Genomic DNA, 18,620 nt, shown 5'->3' with positions numbered 1-18,620 from the left:
TCAAATAAGGAGCTACATAGTGATCGATATGTTCATAAGAACCGGTCCGCTGATGGATGCCAGCAGTTACCCCGCCTGGGCGCAGCAATTGATCAAGGATTGCAGCGACGCCAAGGAAAGAGTGGTAGGGCATGAACTTTATCAACGTATGAGAGATGGGCGGCTCAGTTCGAAAACCATGCGCCAGTATTTGATTGGTGGCTGGCCGGTGGTGGAACAGTTCGCGGTCTACATGGCACACAACCTGACCAAAACCCGTTTCGCCCGACACCCGGGAGAAGACATGGCGCGTCGCTGGTTGATGCGCAATATTCGGGTCGAACTCAATCATGCCGATTACTGGGTAAACTGGAGTGCCGCGCACGGGGTCACGCTTGAAGACCTGCAGGCGCAACGTGTGCCTTCGGAACTGCATGCGCTGAGCCACTGGTGCTGGCACAGTTGCTCCTCCGATTCGCTGGTCGTCGCGATTGCCGCGACCAACTATGCGATTGAAGGCGCCACTGGCGAATGGTCCGCTGTGGTGTGCTCGCAAGAGACCTACGCAGATATGTTCCCGCCGGATCAGCGCAAGCGGGCAATGAAGTGGTTGAAGATGCATGCACAGTACGACGACGCCCATCCCTGGGAAGCGCTGGAAATCATCTGCACGCTGGCCGGCAACAATCCCAGCGAGCAGCTGCAGGCGGACCTGAGAATGGCGATCTGCAAGAGCTACGAGTACATGTACCTGTTCCTTGAGCGCTGTATGGTTCAGGAGCGACCGCAGGAGTCCAACGCACCGCTGCGCGAGCGTCGGTTCGCGCTCGGCGTCTAAACCTTCAGCCCGCCATTTCGAGGCGGTTACGGCCCTGGCGCTTTGCCGCGTACAGGGCCGTGTCGGCGCGTCTGAGCATGCTGTCGCAGGATTCGCCAGGCAGCAGCGTCGAGCAGCCCAGACTCACCGTCAGTTCGACCGTCCGGTCATTCACTGGGTAGGTCAGCCTGAGCGCAGCATTGCGCAGGCGTTCGCCGACCAGCGCGGCCGATTCGCGACCGGTATTGGTCAGCACGATGAGAAATTCTTCCCCGCCGAAACGGAACACCTGATCGATGTTGCGCAGCCGGTCCTTGACCGTGTCCGTCACCGCCCGCAGCACTGCATCGCCGGTGGCGTGGCCGTGGGTGTCATTGATGACTTTGAAATGGTCGATGTCGAGCATCAGCACCGACAGCGGCTGCTGCTGGCGTCGGGCGACTTCCACTTCACGGGTCAGGGACTGCTCCATGGCAATGCGGTTGCCAGCGCCGGTCAGCGGGTCGCGCAGGGCGCTCAGGCTGGCATTGCGATACAGCAATGCGTTGCGCAGCGGGTACAGCAGGTGGGTGAGCAGCGATTCCAGTTGGGTCAACTCCTGCTCTCTGAAGCGGCGGTCGCGATGGAACGTCACCTCGCCCATCTGCTCACCCTCGTGGGTCATGCAGTAGCTGGCGCCGTGCCGCGCGCGTTCACCCAGTTCCAGGCGCAAATCTGTCCCCAGGTGCTTGTACCTCAGCGCATCGAGCGGAATGAGTTGCTGCACCTGGTCGAAGAAGATCGAGAGAATCTTGTCCGCTTCGAGGCTGGTCTGCAGTTGCAGGCCAAGCTGACGCTGCAGCTGCTCGTAATCCAGCGGTTGCGCAGGGGAGTGCGTTGGCATGAAGCCATGGCGTTGAAGCCGTGCACTGTCGAAATCAATGGCGTTGGTTCTTGTCGGAAAACTCATGTTTTCGCTCCTGCGCCTCTCATCGGGCTTGGATTCACCGGAGCGAAAGTCGTGCCAATTCGCCTGCTGGGAATAAATATCAATAAAATCAAGTAGTTGGCACGTTTGGTCAACGATTCGCACATCGTCGGCGCCTTGGAATTGGCTAAGCTACCGGTTTAGCCGCGCATGGACCAGCAAGGGGCGACGGAAAACCGCCAGCAGATGAAAGGCAGACAGGTTTTGAGTGCTGCGATGTTCTTGCGGGGCGCGCAAGCCGTGCCCTGCAAGCTGGCGAGCGAACAGCGCGGATCACTTCTGTTGTGCGTCGAAGGCCTGGCCGTTGATGCCGACGCTGTCCGCGCCCATCAGGTACAGGTACACCGGCATGATTTGCTCTGGCGTCGGATTTTTCATCGGGTCTTCTGCCGGATACGCCTGCGCTCGCATGTCGGTGCGCGTGGCACCCGGATTGATGCTGTTGGCGCGTATCGCCGTGACGCCCTCGACCTCATCGGCCAGGGTCTGCATCAGCCCTTCCGTGGCGAACTTCGACACCCCGTAAGCGCCCCAGTACGCACGTCCCTTGCGCCCGACGCTGCTGGAGGTGAACACCACCGAGGCGTCTCGCGACAGCTTGAGCAGCGGCAACAGCGCGGCCGTCAGCATGAACGTGGCGTTGACGTTGATGTGCATCACCCGCATGAAATGCTCGCCGGACAGCTGTTCGATGGGCGTTCTCGGGCCGATGATCGACGCGTTGTGCAACAGCCCGTCAAGGCGCCCGAACTCGCCTTCGATCATCGCCGCCAGCTCGTCATATTGATGGGGCAGGGCTGTTTCCAGATTGAACGGAATGACTGCGGGTTGCGGATATCCCGCCGCTTCGATTTCGTCGTAGACCGCCGTCAGGTTCGACTCGGTCTTGCCCAGCAACAGCACGGTTGCGCCATGGGCTGCGTAGGTCCTGGCCGCCGCGGCACCGATGCCCCGGCCAGCGCCGGTCACCAGAATGATACGGTCCTTGAGCAGTTCGGGGCGGGCGGAATAGTTGAACATGGGGGCTCCATTTTTAGGGATACCGAACGCGGTGGCGAGGATATGAAGAGCATTGCAGGAACGCGCTTGCCCGCGAAGGCGATGGACGGTTCACCATCAATGTCACTGATAAACCGCAATCGCGGGCAAGCGCGCTCCTACAGACGCCGCGTTTGGTTCAGCAACTGCACAACGCATTATCCAGCACCCGCCGCAGCTCCAGCGGGTGGTTCACCACCACATCAGCGCCCCAGTGATCGGGGTTGTCGTGGGGATGAATGTAGCCGTAGCGCACGGCAGCCGTCCTGGTCCCGGCATCGCGCCCGGATTCGATGTCGCGCAGATCGTCGCCGACGAACAAGACGCTGGCCGGGTCCAGATCCAGCATCTTGCAGGCAAGCAGCAAGGGCTCCGGGTCCGGCTTGCTTTTGGTCACGTGGTCCGGACAGATGAGCACTGCGGAACGCTCGGCCAGTTTCAACTGTTCCATGATCGGTTGGGCGAAACGCACAGGCTTGTTGGTCACCACGCCCCAGATCAGGTTCGACTTCTCGATGTCCGCCAACAGCTCCGCCATGCCATCGAAGAGCTTGCTGTGCACCGCGCAATCCTTCTGGTAGCGCTCGAGAAACTCCAGACGCAGCGCTTCGAACTCAGGCTCGCTCGGCGGCATTGCGAACGTCGCCGACACCATGGCCCTGGCGCCGCCGGAAATCTCGTCGCGGATCAGTTTGTCTTCCACCGCCGGAAAGCCGCGCTCGGCAAGCATCGCCTGACAGATCGCGATGAAATCCGGCGCGGTGTCGAGAAGAGTGCCGTCCATATCGAATAGAACTGCTCTCAGGCGCATGATTCAGGCTCCCCGCAATGTCTGGATCATGTAATTGACGTCGACGTCCGAAGCCAGTTTGTAATGCTTGGTCAGCGGGTTGTAGGTCAGGCCGATGATGTCCTTGACCTCAAGCCCGGCGCTGCGGCTCCAGGCACCCAGCTCGGAGGGACGGATGAATTTCTTGAAATCATGAGTGCCGCGCGGCAGCAGATTCATGATGTACTCGGCGCCGATGATGGCAAACAGATAGGCCTTGGGATTGCGGTTGATGGTGGAGAAAAACACCTGGCCACCCGGTTTGACCATCTTGTAGCAGGCGCGGATGACCGACGACGGGTCCGGTACGTGTTCGAGCATTTCCAGGCACGTCACCACATCGAACTGCTCAGGCATTTCTTCGGCGAGCGCCTCGGCAGTGATCTGCCGGTACTCCACGTTCACGCCGGATTCGAGCTGATGCAGCTGGGCCACGGCCAGCGGCGCTTCGCCCATGTCGATGCCGGTCACGGTTGCTCCGCGCAATGCCATGGCCTCGCTGAGAATGCCGCCGCCGCAGCCGACGTCCAAAACTTTCTTGCCGGCCAGGTTCACGCGCTCGTCAATCCAGTTCACCCGCAGCGGATTGATGTCGTGCAGTGGCTTGAACTCGCTGTTGCGATCCCACCAGCGGTGAGCCAGGGCTTCGAATTTTGCGATTTCGGCGTGGTCGACGTTGCTCATGTGTGATCCCTCTAAAACTTGAATTCGATGTTCGGTCCCGGCCAGCGGCCGTGACTGCAGAAAGTCAGCCCTTGGCGGCGATGCGATTGCCCCAGGCTTTGGCGGTGCGTGTCAGCGCTTCTTCGTCCATGCGCGTCAGACGCTTGTCGGCGAGCAACTGTTTGCCCGCGACCCACACGTGGCTGACACAGTCGCGACCGGTGGCGTAGATGAGTTGCGAGACCGGGTCGTAGATCGGCTGCTGCGCCAGCCCCGACAGGTCGAAGGCGACGATGTCGGCGGCCTTGCCGATCTGCAGCGAACCGGTGTGATCGTCGATGCCCAAGGCGCGAGCGCCGTTGAGTGTGGCCATGCGCAAGGCCCTATGAGCATCCAGCGCCGTGGCGGAGCCCGCGACGGCTTTGGCGAGCAGGGCGGCGGTGCGGGTCTCCCCGAGCAGGTCCAGATCGTTGTTGCTGGCGGCGCCATCGGTGCCCACCGCTACGTTGACGCCGGCCTGCCACAGACGCTCGACCGGGCAGAAGCCACTGGCCAGCTTGAGATTCGATTCAGGGCAATGGATCACACTGGAGTTGCTTTCCACCAGCATCGCCAGATCTTCATCGCTGATCTGGGTCATGTGCACCGCTTGAAAGCGCGGCCCCAGCAGACCCAGGCGTTGCAGCCGGGCCAGTGGACGTTCGCCGCGTTGTTGCACGGCTTCCTGCACTTCGAAGGCGGTCTCGTGCACGTGCATGTGGATCATGGCGTCCAGTTCGTCGGCGATCACCCGGATCTTCTCCAGGTTTTCATCGCTGACGGTGTAGGGCGCGTGCGGGCCCATGGCGATTCGGATGCGATCGTGATGGGCCAGATCGTTGAACAGCTCGACGCCGATGTGCAGCGCTTCGTCAGTATTGCGTGCGCCGGGTATCGGGAAATCCAGCACCGGCACCGTGATTTGTGCCCGAATGCCACTGTTGTGCACGCGCTCGCAGGCGACTTTCGGGTAGAAATACATATCGGAGAAACAAGTGATACCGCCCTTCAACTGCTCGGCAATGGCCAGATCGGTGCCGTCGCGTACGAAAGCTTCATCTACCCATTTGCCCTCGGCCGGCCAGATATGGTCCTGCAACCAGGTCATCAGTGGGAGATCGTCCGCCAGGCCGCGGAACAGCGTCATCGCGGCGTGACCATGAGCGTTGATCAGGCCAGGGCTGAGCAGCATGCCGGGCAGCTCGCGCACTTCCCGGGCCTCCTGGCGCAGCGCCTCGGCGCGGGGCCCGATATAAGCGATCAGGCCATCACGGATGCCGATACCGTGCTGTTGCAGCACGACGCCTGCGGGTTCGACCGGTACCAGCCAGTCAGGCAGGAGAAGAAGGTCGAGCGGGGCAGCGGACTGAGGCATGGCGCGAGCATCCAATGGCTTATTACAGGGACGGCGAAGTATACCCGAGCGTCTTGGCGGGCGGCTCGCTATAATCGGCGGCTTTTTCAGCTGCTGGCTATTTGATTCCTGGGCCATGCAGTCCTGAGGAAGTGAGCGTGCTCACGGTTGCCAGGGTACTGTCACCGACAAGGCGGCGCGGGCAACGGTTCCTCAGGTCTTCAACAATTCATCATGTGGGGTGTGCAATGCGCGATCGATTACTGGCTGCGGAGAAGGTGAAGGCCATCGATTGGCGGGACGGCACGCTGTTTCTGCTGGATCAGCGGATTCTGCCGTTCGAAGAAACCTGGCATCCCTATAAGAGCGCCGCCGGCGTCGCCGAGGCGATCCGTTCGATGGTAGTGCGCGGCGCGCCCGCCATCGGCATCAGCGCGGCGTACGGCATTGTGCTGGCGGTGGTCGACCGTCTGGCGGCCGGCGGCGACTGGCAGATGGCGCTGGAGGAGGATTTCGACCTGCTGGCCAACTCCCGGCCCACGGCGGTAAATCTGTTCTGGGCGCTCAATCGCATGCGCGAGCGTCTCTATCGCCTCAAAGACCACGAAGACCCGCGTGCGGCAATGGAGGCCGAGGCTGTCGCCATTCACCTGAGCGATCGCGAGGCCAACCTGACCATGGCGCAGTTGGGTGCCGAACTGATCCGCAAGCATCAGGGCAATCTGCAGACCGTACTGACCCACTGCAACACCGGCGCGCTGGCGACCGGCGGTTTCGGCACGGCGCTGGGCGTGATCCGCGCTGCCCATATAGAAGGCATGATCGAGCGCGTGTACGCCGACGAAACCCGCCCGTGGCTGCAAGGCTCGCGGCTGACCGCCTGGGAACTGGTCAACGAAGGCATCCCGGTCACGCTGAACGCGGACTCAGCCGCTGCGCACCTGATGAAGACCAAAGGCATCACCTGGGTCATCGTCGGTGCCGATCGCATCACCGCCAATGGTGACGTGGCGAACAAGATCGGCACTTACCAGCTGGCCGTTGCGGCCATGCATCACGGCGTGCGTTTCATGGTGGTTGCGCCCAGTTCGACCATCGACATGAACCTGCCCAGCGGTGAAGACATCCCCATCGAAGAGCGCGACGGTCGAGAGCTGCTCGAGGTCGGCGGTCAGCGCGTCGGTGCCGACGTCGATGCATTCAACCCGGTGTTCGACGTCACCCCGGCAGATCTGATCGACGCGATCGTCACTGAAAAGGGCATCGTCGAGCGGCCCGATACGGTGAAAATGGCGCAATTGATGTGCCGCAAGCGTCTGCACTGATCGCCGGCTTCCAGGTAATGGCGAGCGCTGCGAAGGCGCTATCGGGCCCTGTAAGCGCGTCTCAGGCGTCTGCTGGCGAAATGGCTCGTTTTCAGCGCCTTCAAAGACTTCGTGCCTGACGGCGATTGTGGTAACATCCGGCGGTTTCCAAGGGGGCGCATTGCGGCCCTCTTTACTGCGCAAATCCAAGGCATAAATCGCTGATTTGTCGTAAGTCGTCGCCTGACAATTGTCGGCGGCGGCGAGCTTCGTTCATCCCGGATGGCTGAACGAGGTTTCACCAGAAAAAGGAATCAGGCTTCTCATGGGCGAACTGGCCAAAGAAATCCTCCCGGTCAATATCGAAGACGAGCTGAAGCAGTCCTACCTCGACTACGCGATGAGCGTCATCGTCGGACGAGCTCTGCCCGATGCGCGCGACGGCTTGAAGCCCGTGCACCGGCGTGTACTGTACGCAATGAGCGAACTGGGTAACGACTGGAACAAGCCGTACAAGAAATCCGCCCGTGTGGTCGGTGACGTCATCGGTAAATATCACCCGCATGGTGACACCGCGGTCTACGACACCATCGTGCGTATGGCGCAACCCTTTTCCCTGCGTTACCTGCTGGTAGACGGCCAGGGCAACTTCGGTTCGGTGGACGGCGATAACGCCGCGGCCATGCGATACACCGAAGTGCGCATGACCAAGCTGGCCCATGAGCTGCTGGCCGACCTGCACAAAGAAACCGTCGACTGGGTGCCCAACTATGACGGCACCGAGCAGATCCCTGCGGTCATGCCGACCCGGATTCCCAACCTGCTGGTCAACGGTTCCAGCGGTATCGCCGTCGGCATGGCGACCAACATTCCGCCGCACAACCTCGGTGAAGTCATCGACGGTTGCCTGGCCCTCATCGACAACAACGACCTGACCGTCGACGAGTTGATGCAGTACATCCCCGGCCCTGATTTCCCGACTGCTGGCATCATCAACGGTCGTGCCGGTATCGTCGAAGCCTACAAGACCGGTCGTGGCCGCATCTATATGCGCGCCCGCTCCATCGTCGAGGACATCGACAAGGTCGGCGGCCGCCAGCAGATCGTCATCACCGAGCTGCCGTATCAGCTGAACAAGGCGCGTCTGATCGAGAAGATCGCCGAGCTGGTCAAAGAGAAAAAGCTCGAAGGCATCACCGAACTGCGCGACGAGTCCGACAAAGACGGTATGCGTGTGGTTATCGAGCTGCGTCGTGGCGAAGTGCCTGAGGTCATCCTCAACAACCTCTACGCCCAGACCCAGCTGCAAAGCGTGTTCGGCATCAACATCGTTGCGTTGATCGACGGCCGTCCGCGGATCCTCAACCTCAAGGACCTGCTCGAAGCCTTCATCCGTCACCGCCGCGAAGTCGTTACCCGTCGCACCGTGTTCGAACTGCGCAAGGCCCGCGAGCGCGGCCACATCCTCGAAGGCCAGGCCGTCGCGCTGTCGAACATCGACCCGGTCATCGAGCTGATCAAGGCGTCGCCGACGCCGGCCGAAGCTAAGGAAGGCCTGATCAACACGCCGTGGGAATCGAGCGCCGTGGTGGAGATGGTCGAGCGCGCAGGCGCCGAGTCGTCCCGTCCGGAAAACCTCGATCCGCAATACGGCCTGCGTGACGGCAAGTATTTCCTGTCGCCGGAACAGGCCCAGGCGATTCTGGAACTGCGCCTGCACCGTCTGACCGGTCTGGAACACGAAAAGCTGCTCACCGAGTACCAGGAAATCCTGACGCAGATCGGCGAGCTGATCCGCATCCTCAACAGCTCCACGCGCCTGATGGAAGTCATCCGCGAAGAGCTGGAGCTGATCCGCGCCGAGTACGGCGACGTGCGTCGCACCGAAATTCTCGATGCGCGTCTGGACCTGACGCTGGGCGACATGATCCCGGAAGAAGAGCGCGTCGTGACCATCTCTCACGGTGGTTATGCCAAGACTCAGCCGCTGGCCGTCTATCAGGCTCAGCGTCGCGGCGGCAAAGGCAAGTCGGCGACCGGCGTCAAGGATGAGGACTACATCGCTCATCTGCTGGTCGCCAACAGCCACACCACACTGTTGATGTTCTCCAGCAAGGGCAAGGTTTACTGGCTCAAGACCTACGAGATTCCGGAAGCGTCCCGCGCTGCCCGTGGTCGTCCGCTGGTCAACCTGCTGCCGTTGAGCGAAGGCGAATACATCACCACCATGCTGCCGGTCGACCTGGAAGCCATGCGCAAGCGGGCTGACGAGGAAGAGGCAGAAGGTGTCGAGACCGACGCTGAAGACATCGAGAACAGCAACGAAACCGAAGAAGAGCGCAAGGCGCGTATCAAGGCCGCAGACAAGAAGAAGGCACCGTTCATCTTCATGTCGACCGCCAACGGTACCGTCAAGAAGACCCCGCTGGTGGCCTTCAGCCGTCAGCGCAGCGTCGGCTTGATCGCACTGGAACTGGACGAAGGCGACATCCTGATTTCCGCGGCCATTACCGACGGCGAGCAGGAAATCATGCTGTTCTCCGACGGCGGCAAGGTCACGCGCTTCAAGGAATCCGAAGTCCGTGCCATGGGCCGTACCGCTCGCGGCGTGCGGGGCATGCGTCTGCCAGAAGGTCAGAAGCTGATTTCCATGCTGATTCCGGAGCAGGGCAGCGAGATCCTCACCGCGTCCGAGCGTGGTTATGGCAAGCGCACCGCCATCACCGAATTCCCTGAGTACAAGCGTGGCGGTCAGGGCGTTATCGCCATGGTCAGCAACGAACGTAACGGCCGTCTGGTCGGCGCGGTTCAGGTGCAGGACGGTGAGGAAATCATGCTGATTTCCGACCAGGGCACGCTGGTTCGGACTCGCGTCGACGAAGTCTCGAGTCTGGGCCGCAACACTCAGGGCGTCACCCTGATCAAGCTGGCCAAGGACGAGAAACTGGTGGGTCTTGAGCGCGTTCAGGAGCCGTCCGAGGTTGAAGGCGACGTGCTGGAAGGCGAGGAGTACGAAGGCGAAATCGTGGACGGCGAGGTCGCGGACCTGTCGGATGTCGATGAGTCTGCCGGCGATCTGCAAGCCGACGGCGCTGCCGACGAAGAAGAATCGCAAGACTGATGTAAACGCGGGGGGGGGGCTGGTGACAGGCCCCGGTTGGAGTGGTCGTGATGTGGGTGTGTCAGACGCACCGCATCGCGACCGTCTTAACCTCCGATTGCTCCTACAGTTGATCTCGGTCAGAACATGACTCTGATGCACACGCGAACCCTGTAGGAGCAATCGGAGTTACGACGGTCAGGGCCGCATCTGTACGAATGCGATCCACCTGATGCGCCGCAGCCCCGCCCCGCAACGCTTTCACCCGTTTCAAATTAAATGCGTTACTGACGAGAGTGGATATGAGCAAGCGAGCCTTTAACTTCTGCGCAGGTCCTGCCGCGCTTCCTGATGCTGTTTTGCAGCGTGCCCAGGCCGAAATGCTGGATTGGCACGGCAAAGGCTTGTCAGTGATGGAGATGAGTCATCGCAGCGACGATTACACAGCGATCGCCGAGAAGGCCGAGCAGGATCTGCGCGAGCTGCTGTCCGTTCCCTTCAACTACAAAATCCTGTTCCTGCAAGGTGGCGCCAGCCAGCAGTTCGCGGAAATTCCGCTGAACCTGCTGCCGGAAAACGGCACCGCTGACTACATCGAGACCGGCATCTGGTCGAAAAAGGCCATCGAGGAAGCTCGTCGTTTCGGCAACGTCAACGTCGCCGCCAGCGCCAAGCCGTTCGACTACCTGGCCATTCCGGGTCAGAACGAGTGGAACCTGACCAAAGATGCCGCGTACGTTCACTACGCTTCCAACGAGACCATCGGTGGCCTGCAGTTCGACTGGGTGCCGCAGACCGGTGACGTCCCGCTGGTGGTCGACATGTCGTCCGACATTCTCTCGCGGCCGATCGATGTCTCGCAGTTCGGCCTGATTTACGCCGGTGCCCAGAAAAACATCGGCCCGAGCGGCCTGGTAGTGGTCATCGTGCGCGAAGACCTGCTCGGTCAGGCGCGCAGCAGCTGCCCGACCATGCTCAACTACAAGATTTCAGCCGACAACGGCTCCATGTACAACACGCCGGCGACCTATTCCTGGTACCTCTCGGGCCTGGTGTTCGAGTGGCTCAAGGAGCAGGGCGGCGTCGAGGCGATGGAGCAGCGCAACCGCGCCAAGAAAGAGCGCCTGTACGGCTTCATCGATAGCAGCGAGTTCTATACCAACCCGATCAGCCATAACGCCCGTTCGTGGATGAACGTGCCGTTCCGTCTGGCTGACGAGCGTCTGGACAAGGCCTTCCTCGCTGGCGCCGAGGCGCGTGACCTGCTCAACCTCAAGGGCCACCGTTCGGTCGGCGGCATGCGTGCCTCGATCTACAACGCACTGGGTCTGGAAGCCGTCGAAGCACTGGTGGCCTACATGACCGAATTCGAGAAGGAACACGGCTGATGTCGGAACAAGAGCTCAAGGCGCTGCGGGTTCGTATCGACAGCCTGGACGAAAAGGTTCTGGAGCTGATCAGCGAACGCGCTCGCTGCGCGCAGGAAGTGGCGCGGGTCAAGATGGCTAACCTTGCCGAAGGCGAGGAGCCCGTTTTCTATCGTCCGGAGCGGGAAGCTGCGGTGCTCAAGCGCGTCATGGAGCGTAATCGCGGCCCGCTGAGCAACGAAGAAATGGCGCGTCTGTTCCGCGAAATTATGTCGTCCTGCCTGGCGCTGGAACAGCCGCTCAAGGTTGCCTACCTGGGGCCCGAGGGCACGTTCACGCAAGCCGCCGCGCTCAAGCATTTCGGTCATGCGGTGATCAGCAAACCGATGGCGGCCATCGACGAGGTATTCCGTGAAGTGGCCGCGGGTGCGGTCAACTTCGGCGTGGTGCCGGTGGAAAACTCCACCGAAGGCGCGGTCAACCACACGCTGGACAGCTTCCTCGAGCACGACATGGTGATCTGTGGCGAAGTCGAGCTGCGTATTCACCATCACCTGCTGGTGGGCGAGAACACCAAGACCGACAGCATCAGCCGCATCTATTCCCATGCACAGTCGCTGGCTCAATGCCGCAAATGGCTGGATGCGCATTACCCCAACGTCGAGCGCGTCGCTGTTTCCAGCAATGCCGAGGCGGCGAAGCGGGTCAAGGGTGAGTGGAATTCCGCCGCCATTGCCGGCGACATGGCCGCTGGTCTGTACGGCCTGACCCGGATTGCCGAGAAAATCGAAGACCGTCCGGACAACTCGACGCGCTTTCTGATGATCGGCAATCAGGAAGTGCCGCCGACCGGGGACGACAAAACCTCGATCATCGTGTCGATGAGCAACAAGCCTGGCGCGTTGCATGAACTGCTGGTGCCTTTCCATCAAAATGGAATCGACTTGACCCGAATCGAGACCCGGCCTTCGCGCAGTGGTAAATGGACCTACGTGTTCTTCATCGATTTCGTAGGGCATCACCGGGATCCGCTGATCAAGGCGGTGCTGGAGCAGATCAGCCAGGAAGCCGTGGCGCTCAAAGTGCTGGGTTCCTATCCGAAAGCGGTTCTCTGACAGTCATGGCCTGAAACCGCGTGACGTGTGCTGGGGCGATTTTTCAAGTCGCCTTCGGTGGGTCGGCTTTCACGACGACGAACCTGCAGGACTGAAGTTTCATAAAGAGGTATAGCGGTAAATGAGCGGCGACTTCCTCGCGCTGGCGCAGGCTGGTGTGCAAAAACTTTCGCCATACGTCCCTGGCAAACCGGTGGACGAACTGGCCCGTGAACTGGATATCGATCCGGCTCGAATCATCAAGCTCGCCAGCAACGAAAACCCGATGGGCGCGAGCCCCAAGGCGCTGCGGGCGATCAGCGATGCCTTGGCAGAATTGACCCGCTACCCCGATGGCAACGGTTTCGACCTGAAAAAACGCCTGTCGCAGGTCTGTGGCGTCGCGCCGAATCAGGTCACGCTGGGCAATGGCTCCAACGACATCCTTGAGATCGTTGCCCGTGCCTACCTCGCTCCCGGACTGAACGCTGTCTTCAGCGAGCACGCCTTTGCGATCTACCCGATCGTGACCCAGGCAGTGGGCGCGGATGCACGCGTGGCGAAAGCCAGGGACTGGGGGCACGACCTGCCAGCCATGCTCGCGGCCATCGACAGCAACACCCGCGTCGTCTTCATTGCCAATCCGAACAACCCGACCGGCACCTGGTTCGGGCCGGAGGCTCTGGCTGCCTTCCTGGCTGACGTGCCGAAAGACGTTCTGGTGGTGCTGGACGAGGCCTACATCGAATACGCCGAAGGCGCCGAGTTGCCAGACGGCCTGAATTTTCTGGCGGATTATCCGAACCTGCTGGTATCGCGCACGTTCTCCAAGGCCTATGGATTGGCGTCGCTGCGGGTCGGCTACGCGCTGTCCTCGCCGGTGGTGGCCGATGTGCTGAATCGTGTTCGTCAGCCCTTCAATGTGAACAGCCTGGCGCTGGCCGCCGCATGTGCCGCACTGGATGACGCCGACTATGTGGCGCAAAGCCGTCAGCTGAACGAGGCGGGCATGCAGCAAATGGAAGAGGGCCTGCGTCAGTTGGGCCTGAACTGGATCGCGTCCAAAGCTAACTTCATCGCGGTCGACCTCGCCCGCGAAGCCGCCCCGGTGTACGACGGTCTGCTGCGCGAAGGCGTGATCGTGCGTCCGATCGCAGGGTATGGCATGCCTCATCACCTGCGCGTGAGCATTGGCCTGCCTAGTGAAAACAGCCGTTTTCTCGAGGCGTTGAGCAAGGTTCTGGCGCGTGGTTGATGTTATCTCGGCGCAATCCGGCGCGCCTGTGATCGGCCGCCTGGTGGTGGTCGGTCTCGGTCTGATCGGTGGATCGTTCGCCAAAGGCCTGAAAGAGAGCGGTCTGTGTCGTGAAGTGGTGGGCGTCGATCTCGACCCGCAGTCGCGCAGAATGGCCGTCGAACTGGGTGTGGTCGATCGCTGTGAAGACAGTCTTGCTGCTGCCTGTGTCGGTGCCGATGTCATTCAGCTGGCCGTGCCGATTCTGGCGATGGAAAAACTGCTCAGGGTGCTGGCTACGCTGGAGCTGGGCGACGCCGTGCTGACGGATGTCGGCAGCGCCAAGGGTAACGTCGTGCGTGCCGCTCGCGAGGCGTTCGGCGCCATGCCGGCGCGCTTCGTCCCCGGGCATCCCATTGCCGGTTCCGAACAAAGCGGAGTGGAGGCTTCCAACGCGCAGTTATTCCGTCGGCATAAAGTGATTCTGACGCCGCTGCCTGAAACCGATCAGGCAGCGCTGGCGCTCGTCGACTGTATGTGGTCCGCGCTGGGCGCCGACGTCGAGCACATGCAGGTCGAGCGTCACGACGAAGTGCTGGCGGCGACCAGCCATCTCCCGCATCTGCTGGCGTTCGGGCTGGTGGATTCGCTGGCCAAGCGCAACGAGAATCTGGACATTTTCCGCTATGCAGCGGGCGGTTTTCGCGATTTCACCCGGATTGCCGGCAGTGATCCGGTGATGTGGCACGACATCTTTCTCGCCAATCGCGAGGCGGTGCTGCGCACGCTCGACACCTTCCGCAGCGACCTCGACGCCCTGCGCGACGCCGTGGACGCGGGTGACGGCCATCAACTGCTGGGCGTTTTCACCCGGGCGCGCGTGGCCCGCGAGCATTTCGGCAAGATCCTCGCGCGGCGTGCCTACGTCGAAAAGGCCGCTGCGGACGATATGACGTTCGTTGCCCAACCGGGCGGCAGTGTGAACGGGCAGATCCGGGTGCCAGGCGACAAGTCGATTTCCCATCGCTCGATCATGCTCGGCTCGCTGGCGCAAGGCGTCACCGAAGTCGAAGGCTTCCTCGAAGGGGAGGACGCGCTGGCGACGCTGCAGGCATTCCGGGACATGGGCGTGGTCATCGAAGGGCCGCATCATGGCCGACTGACCATTCACGGCGTAGGCCTCAATGGCCTGAAACCCGCGCCCGGTCCGATCTATCTGGGCAACTCCGGCACCTCCATGCGCCTGCTGTCCGGCCTGCTCGCGGCGCAGCCTTTCGATAGCGTGCTGACCGGCGATGCGTCCTTGTCCAGGCGGCCGATGGGGCGTGTGGCGGAGCCTTTGCGGCAGATGGGCGCAGTCATCGAGACCGCCGCCGATGGCCACCCACCGCTGACGATTCGTGGCGGCAAGGCCCTCAACGGCATCGCTTACGACATGCCGATGGCCAGCGCGCAGGTCAAATCCTGTCTGCTGCTCGCCGGCCTCTACGCACAGGGCGACACCACGGTGACCGAGCCTGCACCGACGCGGGACCACACTGAGCGAATGCTGCGCGGCTTCGGTTACCCGGTCACGGTCAATGAAGCTGCGGTCAGCGTGCAGGCGGGCGGCACGCTGCAAGCGACCCGCATCGAAGTGCCGGCCGACATTTCTTCGGCGGCCTTCTTCCTAGTGGCCGCCTCAATCGCGCCAGGCTCCGATCTGCTGCTCGAGCACGTCGGGATCAACCCGACCCGCACCGGCGTCATCGACATCCTGCGCCTGATGGGGGCTGACATTAGGTTGCAGAATGTGCGAGAGGTGGGCGGCGAACCGGTTGCCGATCTGCGCGTGCGTTCGGCGACACTCAGCGGTATCGAGATTCCCGAAGCGCTGGTGCCACTTGCGATCGACGAGTTTCCGGTGTTGTTCGTCGCCGCGGCCTGTGCTCAAGGGCGTACCGTGCTGCGTGGCGCTCAAGAGTTGCGGGTCAAGGAGTCCGATCGCATCCAGGTCATGGCCGACGGTCTGACCACGCTGGGTATAAAGGTTGAACCCACCGCCGATGGCCTCATTATTGAAGGCGGAATCATCGGCGGTGGCGAGGTCAATGGTCATGGTGATCATCGCATCGCCATGGCTTTCAGCATCGCATCGTTGTGCGCTACCGATCCGATCCGGATCCGGGACTGCGCCAACGTGGCGACTTCTTTCCCCAATTTCCTGGCGCTTTGTGCCCAGGTGGGTATTCGTGTAGCGCAAGAGGGGCAATCGTGAAAGTTCAAGCTCCGGTCATTACGATCGACGGACCTAGCGGTTCCGGGAAGGGTACGGTAGCCGGTCTGCTGGCCAAGCGTCTGGGTTGGTGCTTGCTGGATTCCGGCGCGTTGTACCGTCTGTTGGCATTTGCAGCCCGCAATCATGGCGTCGATCTGACCAATGAAGAGGCACTAAAACTTCTGGCGGCACACCTTGACGTCCAGTTTGAAGCGGCGACCGACGACCATGGTCAGCGCATCATTCTGGAAGGCGAGGACGTGACGCTGGCGATCCGCAACGAGCAGATCGGCAGCGGCGCTTCGCAGGTTGCATCGTTGCCGGCGGTGCGTGAGGCATTGCTGCAGCGTCAGCGTGCATTTCAGGAGTTTCCCGGTCTGATCGCCGACGGCCGGGACATGGGCACGGTGGTCTTTCCATCCGCGCCCCTGAAGGTTTTTCTGACCGCCAGCGCCGAAGAGCGTGCTCGCCGCCGATATTTGCAGTTGAAGGCCAAGGGTGACGATGTTAGTCTGTCGAGTCTGCTAGATGAGATACGTGTCCGCGACGAGCGCGACACCCAGCGAGCGGTAGCCCCGCTCAAACCGGCGCATGACGCCATTCAGCTGGATTCCACCGAATTGTCCATCAAGCAGGTGCTTGAACGCATCCTGAGTGAAGTCGCACTTCGCGATCTCGCTGGATGACCAGGAAGCCATGTGGGAGACCAGTCATAGTCCCGCAGGCTTTCTTTCATATGAACGAAACCCACGTTGTCTGGAGCGTGGCAGATGGGCGGTTACTTCGCCCTTATCAACAGGAATTAAAATGAGCGAAAGCTTTGCAGAACTCTTTGAAGAAAGCCTAAAGACCCTCAATCTTCAGCCGGGTGCAATCATCACCGGTATCGTTGTCGACATCGACGGCGACTGGGTTACCGTACACGCTGGCCTGAAGTCCGAGGGCGTCATCCCGCTCGAGCAGTTCTACAACGACGCTGGCGAGCTGACCATCAAGGTCGGTGACGAAGTTCACGTTGCGCTGGACGCGGTCGAAGACGGCTTTGGCGAAACCAAACTGTCCCGCGAAAAAGCCAAGCGTGCTGAGTGCTGGATCGTTCTGGAAGCGGCTTTCGCAGCTGAAGAAGTGGTCAAGGGCGTTATCAACGGTAAGGTTAAAGGCGGCTTCACTGTCGACGTTAACGGCATCCGTGCGTTCCTGCCAGGTTCTCTGGTTGACGTCCGTCCAGTGCGCGACACCACGCACCTGGAAGGCAAAGAGCTGGAATTCAAGGTCATCAAGCTGGACCAGAAGCGCAACAACGTTGTCGTTTCCCGCCGCAGCGTCCTGGAAGCCGAGAACAGCGCCGAGCGCGAAGCTCTGCTGGAATCCCTGCAGGAAGGTCAGCAAGTCAAAGGTATCGTCAAGAACCTCACCGATTACGGCGCATTCGTCGATCTGGGTGGCGTCGATGGCCTGCTGCACATCACCGACATGGCCTGGAAGCGCATCAAGCATCCATCTGAAATCGTCAACGTTGGCGACGAGATCGATGTAAAAGTCCTGAAGTACGATCGCGAGCGCAATCGTGTTTCCCTGGGCCTGAAGCAACTGGGCGAAGACCCATGGGTTGCTATCAAGGCTCGTTACCCGGAAGGCACTCGCGTCACCGCGCGTGTTACCAACCTGACCGACTACGGCTGCTTCGCAGAGCTGGAAGAAGGCGTGGAAGGCCTGGTACACGTTTCCGAAATGGACTGGACCAACAAGAACATCCACCCATCCAAAGTCGTTCAGGTTGGCGACGAAGTGGAAGTCATGGTTCTGGACATCGACGAAGAGCGTCGTCGTATCTCCCTGGGCATCAAGCAGTGCAAATCTAACCCATGGGAAGATTTCTCTGGCCAGTTCAACAAGGGCGACAAGATCTCCGGCACCATCAAGTCGATCACCGATTTCGGTATCTTCATTGGTCTGGACGGCGGCATCGACGGTCTGGTTCACCTGTCCGACATCTCCTGGAACGAAGTGGGCGAAGAAGCCGTACGTCGCTTCAAGAAGGGCGACGAGCTCGACACCGTGATCCTGTCTGTTGATCCAGAGCGTGAGCGCATCTCGCTGGGTATCAAGCAGCTGGAAAGCGATCCGTTCTCCGAGTACGTCACTGTCAATGACAAAGGCGCTATCGTTCGCGGTACCGTTAAAGAAGTTGACGCCAAAGGCGCCATCATCACTCTGGCCGACGACATCGAAGCTACCCTCAAAGCCTCCGAAATCAGCCGTGACCGCGTTGAAGACGCGCGTAACGTTCTGAAAGAAGGCGAAGAAATCGAAGCCAAGATCATCAGCGTTGACCGTAAGAGCCGCGTGATCAGCTTGTCCATCAAGTCGAAAGACGTTGAAGACGAGAAAGAAGCGATTCAGAGCCTGCGTAGCAAGCCTGACACCGCTGAGAACACAGGTCCTACCACTCTGGGTGACCTGCTGCGTGCTCAAATGGAAAAGCAGAACTGAGTTCTGTCTGACCATTGAAAAAGGGCGACTTCGGTCGCCCTTTTTTGTGGGCGACGGTTTTGCGCGCTGCAATCCAGGGTCCTAT

Annotated in this window: 14 protein-coding genes; 9 read left to right on the top strand and 5 right to left on the bottom strand. The window is 60.9% G+C overall.

All coding sequences use genetic code 11. The features are described 5' to 3' along the window. Positions 1-19 precede the first annotated feature (19 nt). Positions 20-817, top strand: a complete 798-nt coding sequence (locus BMZ10_RS09635) for an iron-containing redox enzyme family protein (protein ID WP_093460691.1) — start codon at positions 20-22, stop codon at positions 815-817. Positions 818-821: 4 nt separating this feature from the next. Here the strand turns inward: BMZ10_RS09635 and BMZ10_RS09630 are convergent, their stop codons facing one another. From BMZ10_RS09630 to BMZ10_RS09610, 5 genes are all read right to left on the bottom strand, one after another. After that, a complete protein-coding gene (locus tag BMZ10_RS09630; protein ID WP_093460688.1) occupies positions 822-1,745 on the bottom strand; it encodes a GGDEF domain-containing protein in 924 nt (307 codons plus the stop codon). A gap of 291 nt (positions 1,746-2,036) precedes the next feature. Continuing rightward, complete coding sequence (locus tag BMZ10_RS09625) at positions 2,037-2,783, bottom strand: YciK family oxidoreductase (RefSeq protein WP_093460686.1); 747 nt, start codon at positions 2,781-2,783, stop codon at positions 2,037-2,039. Between the two features lie 157 nt (positions 2,784-2,940). Then, positions 2,941-3,612 carry an N-acetylmuramic acid 6-phosphate phosphatase MupP gene (gene mupP / locus BMZ10_RS09620; RefSeq protein ID WP_093460683.1) on the bottom strand — a complete coding sequence of 224 codons (672 nt, stop codon included), beginning with the start codon at positions 3,610-3,612 and terminating at the stop codon, positions 2,941-2,943. A 3-nt stretch (positions 3,613-3,615) separates the two neighbouring features. Beyond that, entirely contained in the window at positions 3,616-4,314 is a 699-nt protein-coding gene (gene ubiG, locus BMZ10_RS09615) for a bifunctional 2-polyprenyl-6-hydroxyphenol methylase/3-demethylubiquinol 3-O-methyltransferase UbiG (RefSeq protein ID WP_093460681.1), read from the bottom strand. Between the two features lie 64 nt (positions 4,315-4,378). Beyond that, a complete protein-coding gene (locus BMZ10_RS09610) occupies positions 4,379-5,707 on the bottom strand; it encodes a TRZ/ATZ family hydrolase (protein WP_093460679.1) in 1,329 nt (442 codons plus the stop codon). Between the two features lie 227 nt (positions 5,708-5,934). Here BMZ10_RS09610 and mtnA point away from each other — a divergent pair, with 227 nt between their 5' ends. The 8 genes from mtnA to rpsA all read left to right on the top strand — a co-directional run bounded on the left by mtnA (position 5,935) and on the right by rpsA (position 18,535). Then, positions 5,935-7,011 (top strand): S-methyl-5-thioribose-1-phosphate isomerase, encoded by a 1,077-nt coding sequence (gene mtnA / locus BMZ10_RS09605; RefSeq protein WP_093460677.1) that lies wholly within the window; start codon positions 5,935-5,937, stop codon positions 7,009-7,011. Between the two features lie 304 nt (positions 7,012-7,315). After that, positions 7,316-10,111 carry a DNA gyrase subunit A gene (gene gyrA / locus BMZ10_RS09600; protein WP_093460675.1) on the top strand — a complete coding sequence of 932 codons (2,796 nt, stop codon included), beginning with the start codon at positions 7,316-7,318 and terminating at the stop codon, positions 10,109-10,111. Between the two features lie 281 nt (positions 10,112-10,392). Beyond that, entirely contained in the window at positions 10,393-11,478 is a 1,086-nt protein-coding gene (gene serC, locus BMZ10_RS09595) for a 3-phosphoserine/phosphohydroxythreonine transaminase (RefSeq protein WP_093460673.1), read from the top strand. Continuing rightward, positions 11,478-12,572, top strand: a complete 1,095-nt coding sequence (gene pheA / locus BMZ10_RS09590) for a prephenate dehydratase (RefSeq protein ID WP_093460671.1) — start codon at positions 11,478-11,480, stop codon at positions 12,570-12,572. Before serC ends, pheA begins: the two co-directional genes overlap by 1 nt. 121 nt (positions 12,573-12,693) lie before the next feature. Beyond that, positions 12,694-13,806 carry a histidinol-phosphate transaminase gene (gene hisC, locus BMZ10_RS09585; RefSeq protein ID WP_093460669.1) on the top strand — a complete coding sequence of 371 codons (1,113 nt, stop codon included), beginning with the start codon at positions 12,694-12,696 and terminating at the stop codon, positions 13,804-13,806. 28 nt (positions 13,807-13,834) lie between these two features. Next, on the top strand, positions 13,835-16,042 hold the full coding sequence (locus BMZ10_RS09580) for a bifunctional prephenate dehydrogenase/3-phosphoshikimate 1-carboxyvinyltransferase (RefSeq protein WP_256214490.1): 2,208 nt from the start codon (positions 13,835-13,837) through the stop codon (positions 16,040-16,042). Beyond that, positions 16,039-16,728: a (d)CMP kinase gene (gene cmk / locus BMZ10_RS09575; protein WP_093460663.1), complete on the top strand. Its 690-nt coding sequence runs from the start codon at positions 16,039-16,041 to the stop codon at positions 16,726-16,728. The genes BMZ10_RS09580 and cmk overlap by 4 nt, the downstream gene beginning before the upstream one ends. A gap of 121 nt (positions 16,729-16,849) precedes the next feature. Beyond that, positions 16,850-18,535 (top strand): 30S ribosomal protein S1, encoded by a 1,686-nt coding sequence (gene rpsA / locus BMZ10_RS09570; protein ID WP_093460660.1) that lies wholly within the window; start codon positions 16,850-16,852, stop codon positions 18,533-18,535. Positions 18,536-18,620: the final 85 nt, after the last annotated feature.

This window comes from Pseudomonas sp. NFR16 (assembly GCF_900108875.1).
Lineage (GTDB): Bacteria > Pseudomonadota > Gammaproteobacteria > Pseudomonadales > Pseudomonadaceae > Aquipseudomonas.
Note: the sequence above shows the minus strand (reverse complement) of the source record. Positions and strands in the feature narration are given on the sequence as shown.

Bases quoted from the DNA above. Each gene is read 5' to 3' on its own strand.
- BMZ10_RS09630 (WP_093460688.1), bottom strand. From the start codon at position 1,745: ATGAGTTTTCCGACAAGAACCAACGCCATTGATTTCGACAGTGCACGG.
- BMZ10_RS09625 (WP_093460686.1), bottom strand. From the start codon at position 2,783: ATGTTCAACTATTCCGCCCGCCCCGAACTGCTCAAGGACCGTATCATT.
- mupP (WP_093460683.1), bottom strand. From the start codon at position 3,612: ATGCGCCTGAGAGCAGTTCTATTCGATATGGACGGCACTCTTCTCGAC.
- ubiG (WP_093460681.1), bottom strand. From the start codon at position 4,314: ATGAGCAACGTCGACCACGCCGAAATCGCAAAATTCGAAGCCCTGGCT.
- BMZ10_RS09610 (WP_093460679.1), bottom strand. From the start codon at position 5,707: ATGCCTCAGTCCGCTGCCCCGCTCGACCTTCTTCTCCTGCCTGACTGG.
- mtnA (WP_093460677.1), top strand. From the start codon at position 5,935: ATGCGCGATCGATTACTGGCTGCGGAGAAGGTGAAGGCCATCGATTGG.
- gyrA (WP_093460675.1), top strand. From the start codon at position 7,316: ATGGGCGAACTGGCCAAAGAAATCCTCCCGGTCAATATCGAAGACGAG.
- serC (WP_093460673.1), top strand. From the start codon at position 10,393: ATGAGCAAGCGAGCCTTTAACTTCTGCGCAGGTCCTGCCGCGCTTCCT.
- pheA (WP_093460671.1), top strand. From the start codon at position 11,478: ATGTCGGAACAAGAGCTCAAGGCGCTGCGGGTTCGTATCGACAGCCTG.
- hisC (WP_093460669.1), top strand. From the start codon at position 12,694: ATGAGCGGCGACTTCCTCGCGCTGGCGCAGGCTGGTGTGCAAAAACTT.
- rpsA (WP_093460660.1), top strand. From the start codon at position 16,850: ATGAGCGAAAGCTTTGCAGAACTCTTTGAAGAAAGCCTAAAGACCCTC.